This window comes from Halomonas sp. AOP13-D3-9, from assembly GCF_052379125.1.
Lineage (GTDB): Bacteria > Pseudomonadota > Gammaproteobacteria > Pseudomonadales > Halomonadaceae > Vreelandella.
On sequence record NZ_JBQSYH010000013.1, the window covers coordinates 43,377 to 56,237 of the forward strand.

13 protein-coding genes are annotated in these 12,861 nt (G+C 47.3%); 7 read left to right on the forward strand and 6 right to left on the reverse strand.

All coding sequences use genetic code 11. The features are described from left to right. The first annotated feature begins 881 nt into the window (after nt 1–881). Nucleotides 882–2,564, forward strand: a complete 1,683-nt coding sequence (locus ACT3UM_RS15110) for an AICE-type RepA C-terminal domain-containing protein (RefSeq protein ID WP_498900133.1) — start codon at nt 882–884, stop codon at nt 2,562–2,564. A 291-nt stretch (nt 2,565–2,855) separates the two neighbouring features. Here the strand turns inward: ACT3UM_RS15110 and ACT3UM_RS15115 are convergent, their stop codons facing one another. Further along, nucleotides 2,856–4,133, reverse strand: a complete 1,278-nt coding sequence (locus ACT3UM_RS15115; RefSeq protein WP_498900135.1) for a Y-family DNA polymerase — start codon at nt 4,131–4,133, stop codon at nt 2,856–2,858. Beyond that, complete coding sequence (locus ACT3UM_RS15120; protein WP_498900137.1) at nt 4,130–4,576, reverse strand: LexA family protein; 447 nt, start codon at nt 4,574–4,576, stop codon at nt 4,130–4,132. The genes ACT3UM_RS15115 and ACT3UM_RS15120 overlap by 4 nt, the downstream gene beginning before the upstream one ends. 155 nt (nt 4,577–4,731) lie before the next feature. Here ACT3UM_RS15120 and ACT3UM_RS15125 point away from each other — a divergent pair, with 155 nt between their 5' ends. From ACT3UM_RS15125 to radC, 6 genes are all read left to right on the forward strand, one after another. Next, on the forward strand, nt 4,732–5,043 hold the full coding sequence (locus ACT3UM_RS15125; protein ID WP_498900139.1) for a hypothetical protein: 312 nt from the start codon (nt 4,732–4,734) through the stop codon (nt 5,041–5,043). Nucleotides 5,044–5,165: 122 nt separating this feature from the next. Beyond that, nucleotides 5,166–6,134 carry a DUF932 domain-containing protein gene (locus ACT3UM_RS15130; protein WP_498900141.1) on the forward strand — a complete coding sequence of 323 codons (969 nt, stop codon included), beginning with the start codon at nt 5,166–5,168 and terminating at the stop codon, nt 6,132–6,134. 120 nt (nt 6,135–6,254) lie between these two features. Continuing rightward, nucleotides 6,255–6,425 carry a hypothetical protein gene (locus ACT3UM_RS15135; RefSeq protein ID WP_155830866.1) on the forward strand — a complete coding sequence of 57 codons (171 nt, stop codon included), beginning with the start codon at nt 6,255–6,257 and terminating at the stop codon, nt 6,423–6,425. Nucleotides 6,426–6,447: 22 nt separating this feature from the next. Then, the gene (locus tag ACT3UM_RS15140) at nt 6,448–7,203 is read left to right on the forward strand and encodes an ERF family protein (RefSeq protein WP_009288065.1); all 756 of its coding nucleotides are present in this window, start codon (nt 6,448–6,450) and stop codon (nt 7,201–7,203) included. 33 nt (nt 7,204–7,236) lie between these two features. After that, nucleotides 7,237–7,848 carry a lambda exonuclease family protein gene (locus ACT3UM_RS15145; RefSeq protein ID WP_027959659.1) on the forward strand — a complete coding sequence of 204 codons (612 nt, stop codon included), beginning with the start codon at nt 7,237–7,239 and terminating at the stop codon, nt 7,846–7,848. A gap of 90 nt (nt 7,849–7,938) precedes the next feature. Continuing rightward, nucleotides 7,939–8,436: a RadC family protein gene (gene radC, locus ACT3UM_RS15150; protein WP_027959660.1), complete on the forward strand. Its 498-nt coding sequence runs from the start codon at nt 7,939–7,941 to the stop codon at nt 8,434–8,436. 213 nt (nt 8,437–8,649) lie between these two features. Here radC and ACT3UM_RS15155 read toward each other — a convergent pair whose 3' ends face one another. From ACT3UM_RS15155 to ACT3UM_RS15170, 4 genes are all read right to left on the reverse strand, one after another. Beyond that, complete coding sequence (locus ACT3UM_RS15155) at nt 8,650–8,925, reverse strand: hypothetical protein (protein ID WP_027959661.1); 276 nt, start codon at nt 8,923–8,925, stop codon at nt 8,650–8,652. A 110-nt stretch (nt 8,926–9,035) separates the two neighbouring features. Further along, entirely contained in the window at nt 9,036–9,539 is a 504-nt protein-coding gene (locus ACT3UM_RS15160) for a hypothetical protein (RefSeq protein WP_009288063.1), read from the reverse strand. Between the two features lie 87 nt (nt 9,540–9,626). Then, entirely contained in the window at nt 9,627–10,493 is an 867-nt protein-coding gene (locus tag ACT3UM_RS15165; RefSeq protein ID WP_009288062.1) for a hypothetical protein, read from the reverse strand. A 636-nt stretch (nt 10,494–11,129) separates the two neighbouring features. Beyond that, nucleotides 11,130–12,860: a hypothetical protein gene (locus ACT3UM_RS15170; protein ID WP_009288061.1), complete on the reverse strand. Its 1,731-nt coding sequence runs from the start codon at nt 12,858–12,860 to the stop codon at nt 11,130–11,132. Nucleotide 12,861: the final 1 nt, after the last annotated feature.

Below are 12,861 nucleotides of genomic sequence, written 5' to 3' on the forward strand. Positions count from 1 at the left end.
TAAAACACTAAAATAAATAATCCATTTTTTATCATGAGTTGTTGCGCACCCAATCAGGCGCGCAATGACTCAGAACATGGCACACCCCAGTAAAACTATTTTTGGATAAGTGTATAACGACAACAGCATCTTCTTTCCCTGAGTATTCTTAACCCTGGGCACGCTAATGTCCTTTTGAAAAAAATGTAAGGCTTACTCCACGTGGCCAGTGACGATTTTACTGGGCAGGCTTTTATGCATTGCCTCCCCCAAAGGTAATCTTACAACCAGCCTGACCGGTTCTTTTGAGCCTACCTCCTTAATATGAGTGATGCTGCCGTTTACAGGACGCGTGCGCAATCCGCCAGTACCGCATCGGACAGAACATCGGTGCGCCGGTAATGAAATAGGAAACCTACGCGACATATAGCCGATAGGTCAGCTTGTCCAGCACAGGCGGCCACCGGAACGAGAGCAATTTTAATGCGATGATCTATCTGATTGGCAGCCCAGTGTTACCTTCAGATGAGAAAACCCTACACGTATATAGAACTCTACATAAGCACAGCTTTCAAACTCATAGCTTTTATTTATATCTGCTTGAATTATGTTCATGCAGTAATATATCCATCGGTGTCCAACCAAGTTTAAATACTTCTTTTACCATCCAGAAACAAATAAAACTCAATATTAAAAAAAGTCATTAGACACATCAATTAAATCTGATAAATTTAACCTTATTGCCTTATCGATTAAATTTAGCGAATGAGAGGTTTTTTAAAAAGCATCATGGATCAGTTTCTATGCATAACTTTCTGTTCATCACCGTGATATAAACATGCGGAGTAATGATTACTATAAACAGCACGCGCCTCTGCTAATAAAACTAAGGAACCAACCTCATGACATATGATAGTTTTCATCCTCAAGAACCTGCTTTGGACGGCATATTTCTTTCCAACCAACCTTCTCACTCCCAACAAGTCTATCAGCCTATTTCCTCTGTGGGTGCATCACTGGGGCATTTAATGCCGTCTATACCCCGCACCAGACGACTACCCAAGCTTTGCAATGCCAATCTCGTCAGGGAAATTATTCACCATTATTATCGACTAGCCATAGACCCCAACGGGGTTAATTTCCTCTTGCCACATTCATCAGGTCCCGTGCTAATAATGGAAGCAGAGATGATTGCACCGATCATCAAAAAAATTGTTGCTGACAGCAGTAATCGTGATGTTTCTGACAAAAACATCCAAAATGCACTAGATATTATTCGCTTCAATCAAGCTGATTTTCGAACTATCGGCAACGGGCGAACTTGGCTGGGTGAAAGCAACGAACGCTTTATTGAACTAGGTGGCGAGGTGATGATGTTCCCCTCGGGGCATGAATCAATGGTTCGCCCCCAACAACACTATCCTTACTGGCAGCCCATCAATAGTCGCCCCTACAGCGAGTTACACACGCATGGGCGCAGTGCAGACCTGAACGTCATAGAGACTTACGTGGCGCTACCAAAGGATCGGGAGCTGTTAATTTACACATATATGGTGTTGTGCCTAATGCCAGAACGACAACAATTAGCTTTAGAGCTCACGGGAGAGCCTAAAAGTGGCATGTCACGACTTCAACGCATCATCAAAAACTTAGTTGATCCAGTGATTAAGGAAACTGCAATACGTGATATACCCACAACTGTGAAAAAAGTAAACCGACTTGCTTGGCAGCATCAAGTCATTAGCCTAGAAAACGTTGAAGCGCCTTTGAGTGCAGTAGTACAGCGTCGCTTGTTTGAGTTGCTCTGCACCAGTCAACTGGAATGGAGAGCAAACGACGGTAATGAGACTACATCCAGTTTGGATGTGTCACGCCCTTGCGTTCTAAGCAGTTTAGAACCAGTTATTTGTCATGATGAATTAGCTGAGCTCACTTTGAGTCTAGAGATGCCGTCCCCCTCTATTGCTAAACCTCGTGAGACGTACCGGATAAAAACTCGTCATGAAAACCTGACACCGGTGGATCAGACTTGCGCTTTCAGCGCACTGCTTATCCTGCTTGGCAAGGCACATGCCAATATTGACCAAGTGAGATTAGAACGAGAAGTGCCGGACAACTGGCAAGACTTCTGCCGAATTGGAATGATTGTTTCCGATAATTTGGTCGGGAACCCTGAAGGCTTCTGGACACAGTATCAGGCGTATCGTAGTGAGCGGCTCTGCGAGATGACCGAAGAGGAACCGGTTGCTCAAGCTCTCATTAAATATCTTAAAATCGAGGCAATCACGGAAGCCGTTGAAAAACCAACGGGAGTGTGGCTCGCCACTTTGACAAAATATCGGCCGAGTTGCACTTTGGATAGCCAATGGCCGCGTGAGCCCCGTGGCCTTGGCGCAGCGTTCAAGCGAGCTGCCTCACTGCTCAATGCCCAAGGGATTATCTGCTATAGCAACGGTAAACGTGGCTCGAAGCGCCACTGGGTGATCGGACCCACCCCCTCTCCCCACAGTATTTCTGTGAGCAATGGACAAACATCAGGCAGCGAGCATTCGGTGCTAGGCTGTGAGGAAAGGGATTTCTTGTGAATATTATTCAACTTCTTTGTAAGCTCCCGAAGACACAGCACGTTGCCCAATGCACTATTGACGTGCCTTGCAACGCGAAGATTTTGATGGAGTATCCACGACAAGACGACGTTCGCGGCCAAGAATTTCGTAAATTGCCAACCTATATGGTGTTTTTATGATTTTTTTTGCTCTCAACGTCGTGATGTCGTGCTTAAGGAACCATCCTTACGGCGCTTTGTTCACACCGATGTTTTCTTCATCAATAGTTTAATTTGTTTAGCATGGCAAAAATATAAACCGATGCTTGATCTACCTAACGACCAGAAGCTCATTCCACTGCGTGGTGTAACGCGGCGTTCGACGCTCACTGCGCAGCGACCAGGCATTGCCTTTACGGGGTAGACCCAGCTGTACCGTTCCTTTACCTAGCTCACGATTGAGCTTATCCATCGTCGCCATCAGGCGTTCACTGCGCTTAGCCTCCTCGCCGGTTTGCGGGGTTTCGGTGAGGGTAAGCTGCCGGTTGGCCTTGGGGGAAAAGTCTAGCAGCATCAGGCCTGCTTTGTGGTAGGCATAACCTTTGCGCCATAGACGCCTTAATCCTTGTATCGCTGCTGCGATGATATCGCGGCTATCGTCGGTAGGCCTCTCTAGGGAGACAACCACACGCTGTTGATATTGCGGTAGGTCGGTACGAAATGGATTCGTGCGAACAAACACCATGACGGCGCTGGTAACACTTTGCTGTTTGCGCAGCTTTTCTGCCGCCCTGGCGGCGTGATGCCTTAAGGCTTCGCGTAAGTCATGGGGGTTGCCGGTAAGCCTGCCGAATGAACGCGACACCATGATTTGTTTTTTGGGTAGACTCATGTCATCAAGCTGGATGGCGGATTGCCCGCGTAGTTCCCATACGATGCGTTCCTTCACCACACTAAAGCGCTGCCTAATACGCTTAGGGTCTGCCTCGCGTAGATCCCATGCGGTCTCAATACCCATCACTCTTAAACGTTCACCGGTACGGCGTGCCACCCCCCACAGCTCTGTCACCGGCAACTGCTTTAACAGTGCCTTGGTCGCTTCACTTTCGGCGGTTAGCTTACACACGCCCTGCTGCTTATAAGCGGGGTGTTTCTTAGCCGCTTGGTTGGCCACTTTGGCGAGTACGCGGGTAGGTGCAAACCCCACGCACACGGGAATGCCCGTCCACTGTCGAACGGTATCGCGCATGGCTTGGCCCCGTGCCTCCAGCGAATCTGGGTCAAAGCCCTGAAACCCGACAAAGCTTTCATCAATGGAGTACACCTCCACATGGGGCGAAAACTCGCCTAGCACCTCAGTTACCCGCTGGGACATATCGCCGTATAACGCATAGTTACTGGATAGCAGCACAGCCTGGCGACGAATCTCGGGCGGTAACAAGTGCATGGCAGTCCCCATCTCCACACCCTGGGCTTTTAGCTCGTTGCTGCGGGCGACGACACAACCATCGTTATTCGACAGCACCCCTACCGGGCGCCCTTCCAACGTTGGATCAAAGACGCGCTCACAACTGACATAAAAGTTGTTGCAGTCAACGAGTGCAATCACGGCAGTGACCTCAGCAGATTGTGAATCACATCGGTCACCACGCCCCAGACTTGGGATTCGCGACCATCAAGGGGTATCGGCTTGAAATTAGGGTTGCTTGCTTTGAGGTAAGTACGTTGGCCAACGCGCTCCAGACGCTTAACGGTCATTTCCCCATCGACACAGATCACCACAATTCGACCAGGCAGCGCTTCCAGGCTGCGATCCACCACCAATAAGTCCCCAGGGTGGATGCTGTCTCCGATCATTGAATAACCTTCGGCACGAGCAAAATAGGTCGAGGCTGGGCGTTTAACGACGTAGCGGTGCAGATCAAGCTCGGTATCCAAGTGATCATCGGCGGGCGAAGGAAACCCGGCGCGTACGGCGGTTGAATAGAGCGGCAAGGGTAGTGACGAGGCCATGGCATCTGCCCGGCCCAGTAGTGAAACGTTCAATGACATAATAGGCTCCCTCTTTTACTGTATTTATGAACAGTATCAGTAAAGAGGCTTATCGAAGCAACCACTCAAAGGTCAAAGCCAAAAAATTACAGATCTATATCACTCCTATGAATCCTGCACACGGGATCACTTTGACGCCTATAGGAGTGTTAGTTATGTCCCCGCCTTGCCTACGCTGTGCAGCCGCTTGCACGTTTAACCTTGAAACCGCCCAACGCATCGGCACCGTTGGCAGCAGCCTCGTGGGTGGAGCCGTTGGGGCGTGGCGGGCGTCCTATACCCCAACGTCCCCGTTATCGGATGCCTCCTCCCGCTTCCCGTTAGCCAAACTGCCGGCTGCCGTGATGGGGGCTGTTTCCGGCAGTCAAGCAGGCTTGCGTGTCGCAAAGGTGTTCTTCACACAGAAACTGCCACCCGGTGAAGGAACGCCCTGGCTGTGCGTATCTTGTGGTCATACCTTCCGGTAATTAACCCGTCCCTTCACCGCACCTCGCTAATGTGTACCCACTAAGCGACATACCCCTTACTTTCCAACCATAAAGCGCTGGCGATTAACGTCAGCGCTTTTTTATTGCTAGGAGTTTTCACCATGGCTCATCTCATTGAACAAATGGCTTACGTCGGCGCAACCCCGTGGCACGGTCTGGGGCAACAGCTATCCCGTCAACAACCGCTAGAGGTCTGGCAGCAACAGGCCGGTATGAACTGGCACATTGAAGAAGCCCCGGTACGCTTTATTGCCGAGGGTGCCAGTCACCTGGGCAGTATCCACTCTTTCCCCGAGCAGAAAGTGCTCTATCGCTCGGATACCAAGGCGCCGCTATCCGTAGTATCCCAGCGATACAAGGTGGTGCAGCCCGAAGAGATACTGGAGTTTTACCGTGACCTGACAGAGTACGCCGGGTATGAGCTGGAAACCGCTGGGGTACTGAAAGGCGGGCGTAAGTTCTGGGCCTTGGCGCGCAGTGGTTTAAGCACCTCCCTGAAAGGCCAGGATGAGGTCAACGACTACCTACTATTGGCAACCTCCTGTGACGGCACGCTGGCCACCATGGCGACACCCACCACGGTGCGGGTGGTGTGTAACAACACGCTGCAGATTGCGGTGGATGGCACGTCGCAGGCAGTGAAGGTACCCCACCGGTCGGAGTTCGATCCACGTGCGTTAAAAAGCCAACTAGGTATTTCTGTTTCCCAGTGGAATGACTTCATGTACCGCATGAAGGCCCTGGCAGAACGTAAGATCGATCATCGCGAGGCGCAGCAGTATTTCCAGTCAGTGCTCTGCGGTATCGATAAGCCAATCGAAGATCCTTCCAAGCTGCCTAACTATCGGGCGCTCAACAAGGTACAGAAGCTTTACCACGGCGAAGGCCGCGGCTCCCACCTCGACACGGCCAAAGACACTGCCTGGGGTCTGCTCAATGCCGTGACCGAGTACGTGGATCACGACAAGCGGGCTCGCAGCAACGATACCCGTCTGGATTCCGCGTGGTTTGGCCAAGGGGCGCAGCTGAAGCAAGAGGCGCTACAAACGGCCCTTGCCCTGGTGAGCTGACATGCTGTTTCTGATCATTCTAATGCTGATTTTCCTGGTTTTTGTCTTACCCCTCATTGGATAGCGCGATAAGCCCAGCCACTAACAGGCTGGGCTTTTTGCTTTTACGTGGAGCACATCATGGCCTCTCTTAGCCCCGATTTAGATATCGCCTTAACCCAACTGACCGAACGACTGCTCACCCAGGATCAAACCTATGCCGAAACCTACGTGATGGCAAAAGGACAGCTGTATCGCACCGAGCTGCACCTATGCCCCGTTCCCCCGCACGAACTTCCCGCCGATCTTTAACCCCTATTGAAGGAGCCTTGTCATGGCCACCAAAGCTAATGTGGTAAATCACGAGACGTCTGCATCCTCTTTACAAGCTGTTCCTGGAGCATCCCCGCCACACCTTGCGGAAAGTACGGCCATCATCCAGGTGATAGAACGTGCGGCACTCAACCCGGACGTCGACATCGATAAGATGGAACGCTTGCTACAGATGCAGGAACGGGTAATGGATCGCCAGGCCATGATGGCCTATAGCGCTGCCATGGCGGCGATGCAGACCGAACTGCCCAGCATTGAAGAGCGCGGGCAAACCAACAACGGCTGCTACGCCACGCTGGAAGATATCGTCGATACCGTGCGCCCCATCATGCAGAAACACGGCTTTGCGGTGAGCTTTCGTATTCAGACGCAGGAGCGTGGTATTGAGGTGACCGGTGTGCTGATGCATAAGGATGGCCACCGTGAAGAAACCAGCATGTTGCTACCTGCCGACATAAGCGGCAACAAGAACGCGGTGCAGGCGTTTGGCTCTTCCACCAGCTACGGCAAGCGCTACGTACTCTGCGCCCTACTCAACATCACCACAAGGGGCCAGGATGACAATGGCAAGACCAGTACCAAAGTGGGTATCAAGCTAGTAACGCCCTTTCAGGCCGGACAGATCCAGCGACTGATTAGCCAGTGCCCCGCCACGACCCAGGAATGGTTCAGTGGTAAATACGGTTCAGCCGTGCAAGTACCTCAGACTGACTTCGACAAGCTACGCGCCTCACTCTCTAAACGGGCGGTTAAGTAATCCACGCTCTACCCCTTATGACAGGAGTCTTTAATGCAACTGCTTACTATGGAGCAAGGCACCCCAGAGTGGCTGGCGGCGCGGCTAGGTCGCGTCACCATGTCGGAGCTAAAGGTCGTGCTGGTGAAGGGTAAAGGCCCAGGCGGGTTGAGTACCGGGGCGATTACTTACATGCACCAGTTAATCGGTGAACGCATTACCGGGGAGCTGGCCGAGCCGTTTCAAGGTAACGCGCATACTCGACGAGGCCATGAGTTGGAAGGCTTGGCACGTGCGCTTTATTGCGATGCCACAGGCGAACCCCAGCCCCAGGAAGTGGGCTTGATCCTTAACCATGGCGTGGGCTACTCGCCCGACAGCCTAGTAGACGCTAACGGTCTGTTAGAAATCAAAACAAAGCTACCTAAGTTCCAGATTGAGGTACTGCTCAGCGGCGAAATACCTGATGAGCACGTGCCCCAATGCCAGGGCGGGCTATGGGTCAGCGAACGGGAATGGATCGACTTTGTGAGCTATTGGCCAGGTATGCCGCTGTTTATCAAACGTGCCTACCGTGACGACATTATGATCCGCACCATTGCCGAGCGGGTAGAACGATTCCATGAGGAGATGGAACGTCGCATAAACCAAGTGATGGCTGCGTGACGCGACGATTCCATAGATACACCAACCGATCATTAACGACATAGACGCCGGGGCCACCACCCCGGCGTTTTTTATTTTTTGGAGACAACCATGACACACGCCAAACTCAAAGCTGGGGAAGTGGCTGGTACCTATCACGTTACCTCGCCAGTGACTGAAAACGATATCATCACCATGGCCAAGCGCTTCGCAAGACGCAAACTCGCTAAAGGCCGCAAGATCACGCAGCCTTCCCAGGCGTTTGAGCACCTGCAGTTACTGCTTCAAGATTACGAGCACGACGTGTTTAGCGTGCTGTTCCTCGATAGTCAGCATCGCGTTATCCGTTTTGAAGAGCTATTACGTGGAACCATCGACGCGGCCAGCGTCTACCCACGTGAAGTACTAAAAGCCGCCCTTACCTACGACGCTGCGGCCGTTATCCTCGTGCACAACCACCCAAGCGGAGATCCCGAACCCAGTGAGGCCGATAGGCGTATTATTGATCGCCTAAAGGAAGCCTTGGGACTGATGGATATACGTGTGATTGATCACGTGGTCGTGGGAAGTGATGGGTGTAAGTCGTTTTCGGAAATGGGGTATTTATAGGCAACTGTTGGGATAAAATGGAACTGCCCAACGAGGCAGCTCTCGTAATCAGGCAAGCTTTATTTTTTGGTTAAGAGGGCAAACAGCCAAGAGCAGACTATCAGGTAGTACCAATATAACTTCCGGCTCAGCGGCTGACAAAATGGCACTGATTTTGCTAGAGCAAAAGCTGTGACGCTTTTGGCAGTTCGACAGCAGCCGATTTGATATCAATTAGTATATAGCGTCTCGGCCCTTTTCGGTGAGGAAAGCCTTATCATCTTTTTCTTCAAAATAGCCTTCTGAGATGAGTGTGTTGAGTGCTGGCTGCAACGCCTCTCGCTGTTTCGGATTAAAGCTCAAGGTTCTGTGCAACAAAACCCTTATTGGCAGAACATGCCCTGTATCTAGCCTCAAATCAGCAGCGAGAGAAAGAATATAGCTCTTCATTTCGTCTTCAGGAGATAAATCAGCTTCCCTTATATTTTGTTTCATGTCAGATATTTTCATTATTTCTCCTTACGGTATTTTAGTTGAGCATATAACGCTAAGGTTATGGGCGGCTTTGGAGCAGGGCCAAAGACGGCGCGTAGCGATCAGGCTGACCGCCAAATTATGGTTCAGACTGCTGTATAGTTCATGTAACGCATCACAAAAGTAACCAATAGGCTTAAAAATCCCAATCCTGCTAACGGCCCCTTTTCTGTGCTCGTTAAGACCATTGTTATCCCCCTAAATACTCCTCCTAATCCCAGAGGAACCAGCAACGGAAATACTATGTTCATTAGCGTTATTAAACCTCCAGCGACAAGCATCAAATACACTAACCCGGTGACAAGGATAGCCTCAGCGCGCCACTCACCGTTAATCGAGGAGCCAAATCTGAGCACGAAGTAAGCAAGTCCGAAAGCGATAAATGAGGCAATGATTTTTGGAAGGCTCACTTTCAAAAAAACTAGTGCCCCCGATAGGTCTTCATCGACTCTTCCTTGAACACCAGAAAAATACTCGCTTAGTACACCATTCATGTGCTCGCGCCACGACTTTGGTGTGAAATAATCCCACCCCATCATTACTCCCGCAGCTATTTGAAAATACAGAATTGTCAGCTCTTCAAACGGCACTTAAGCTCTCCTTCAAATATAACGCTACACATAAAGCCTATCGAAATGCGCGTAACGATTCTTTTCTTATATATATGATTGTTAAGTTTAATTTACTATGCCCTTGAATTGCCCTTCAAGACGCCAAACTGTTGATTCGTGATCTTCGAATTTACCACCAACTTCTAATCCGGTCTTACTAATAGCTACCTTTAAGCCAGCATTGACGCCAAAATCATCTTCGTAGGATACAGACAGGGAAAAATCCTGGAGACCATAATTTATTCGGCCTTTGGCGATAGACTGCCAAGTTGGTTCATGTTCATACCAAACCAAATCGTCAGGGATCGATGGTGTTACAGTTCCTGATAGCCTAGCTTCAAAAAGTAGTCTTGAGCCAGAATTTGATGATGACGAAGCTTCAGCACTTACATTACTTTCAGCTTCCCCTAGTGGGACTGAAATACGGCTAGAGAAATCTCTTGACCAACCGTTAACGTGCTCAACGCGAATTGAAGTTGCTCCTAAGCTCATAAGCAAATTAATTGCTTCACAAAACTTATGTTCAAAAGTTACGCGGTGAAAATCAGCCAAAGTGTAATAAACATTAGGCAATGCGGGATGCCCTATGTACAGGACACCATCACGAGGATGGCCCGGTGGAAATGATAGTAATTTTGCCGTCGTACTTCCAACCGGTAACACTAAAAGACCATTATCTCGTGCACGCCCCCATGCCTTTATAGCCTCGCGAGTTACTTCTGCTATAGTTCTACCTAATGGAAGAGGAATAACATCAAAAACGATCGCTTCAGTAATTTTTTTCCAATCAAGACCATCTTGACGAACTTGAACAGCTTTTCGTTCCTCCTGCTTCGCTGCTTCCACAATCACATCGTCAGTAACAACAATCAATTGTCTGCTCGAATAAGGCAGCTCCAAGAAGCAAGAAGAACTGTACTCAATGTGACTCATTTTTATGAGCTCCTATTATGTTTAATGCTCAACTTAGCGGCACCCTTGCAATGGAGGCGAAGCTGCAATGTAAAGGGCGTCTACGGGCCATCGGCCGCGTACTACAGCGACTTGTTACACATTGCTAAGAATAATGAATTTATCTTTTCCAGTAAAAATAGAGCGCCTCATAAATATCTCGTTGACCATCCATAGTTCTACTACGCCTTGAGATATAGCTCGATGTCTTCGAGTTGATCTTTGAATACGAAACACATGAGACCACAATTTTCGAGGCCGATATCTCGCTGATCTTGTTTTCCTTATTCAGATCAATCCCATCTTCTACCACGAAGCATGCCTTATCTGACGTAAGCATCTCCATTTCGGCTGAAATCCAAAGCCAAATGTCACAAGACATGCTGGGCAGGTTGTTGATCCCCACCTTAATGGCTACGATCCAAGCTCCATTCCTGAACAACCTAACTGGTAGAGCGCTTTAAATTTTATTTGCCTAATAGTATATTTTTGCTATAACAAACCACTCATTTACCAATGAGTGGTATTTGACTAATTTTTTATATCAGTAAAGCGTTTAGAGTGTGAAGTTCTTACCTCTGTGAACAAGCAAAATGTTCACACACTAGGTCTAGTGTATTAACCCAAAATTTCCATAGTTTCATCAATGTAATCTTCGAATTCACCGTTGTATTTTTCAAGAAATGATCTTTTTTTAGTATTATTTCCAATGCAAATTAGTTTTGCATTTTTATTGAAGTGCTTTTCGTTATATGTCGCAGCTGAGTTAGCATTGCTTTTAGAATCCGCTATAGAAACTATTAGCTGCTGATCCACTGAAGCATTATTCTTAATAAAACTAAGTATCTCATTCTTACTTTCATCTTCAAAGTCACCTTCGAATATAGCGTCAAGAACAAAAGGAAATACGTGTATGTATTCAGTTTTCTTTATCATCTCAACAAATGAAAAATTGTAAGCAAGGAGAGTTTTAAGAAGCTCCACACCTTGCCTAGGAAAAGCAGGAATGTCATACAACAAATAGAAACATTCATCTTCAAATGGTTTTATTTTTAACTCTGAAACATGCTTTTCAAATATAGACTTAAAGGTGTAACTAGCACTACGCCTTTCTCTTTTAACGATCTCGTCAGTCTTGAATTTGCTGAGCTTACCTTCAACTTCATATATTTTTGATGTGATTTCGCCTAGCCTTCTCTCCAATTGTACAGATAGTTTGACGCTTACTTTGTTATTTAACCATGATTCCAGCGTGACATTATCCACTTTGTATTCTAAAAGCTCATAGTATTCTTTTTCAACGACTTTTTTCTTCTCATTAATTTCATTGATTACAGAGTTTAGCATTCCCTGTGAATCTTTAAGATTTCTAATGTTTCTGCTTAACTCTTCAAGTTGTTGATCTGTGTCATTTAAGTCCTGAAGATAACTATACGTATCTTCTACGGAATGAGATAAATGTTGAGAACATGTTGGGCACTTTGTATCAGCTAAAATATCATTGCTTAAGCTTCGCTTGACTCTACGTAGAACCTTTCTGCTTTCTTCTAACAGTGTTATTTTGTTGCATAAAGAAAGATATTCTTTTTCTAACTCTATTAACTTTGACTTGTTTTCTTTGTAAGGCTTTATATATTCGTTAGTTTTTTCTGCAAACACTTCGTCCTTCATCTTAGCAAGTTTCAGCTTCTTATCATTTTGCTCTATCTTATGAAGAAGTCTAGATTCTGCTTCTAGATCCTTCTTTTCTTTTTCGAGTTGACTTTTCTCTAGGCGATCATAATTATTCCTTATGCCAAGGAAGTAATCAAAGAAATCGTTCTTGAAATTTTTAACGAAATCCAAACCTCTAAATGATTTATGCCGATAAACCCAGCCAACATCTTGCGCTATGTAGTAAGGTAAAAACATTGCTTCAAGTGAAGCTGGTTTGTACTCGTTGTCATATTCTAAATGCAGTGTAAAACCAAACAATTCAGACAAGAACGCTTTTAACTTTATGTGCTCTCTAGATCTGTTGCCGCCGATACCTATAAACTTAATAGGTGGCCTTTTCGCCACTTTTATAGAAACAATTTCATCATCTCTCACAATGGAAACTTTTTTTGAGCTAGAATTGTAGATGGTGAAGTCGAGTCTAAAAATCACACCTTCATTAAGAATCTCTGCAAGCTTTCTCTTTTCATCATTTATGCCAAATGTATAGAGAATCGCCTGTATAAAAGTACTTTTACCAGATGTATTCTTTCCATGAACTATATTGATACCTTCGGCGAATATAGTGTTGAAATATTTCTTTCCCTTGCTGCTATAAGCAAAGAAATTGTTATATTTTACTGAAACGGTCAAT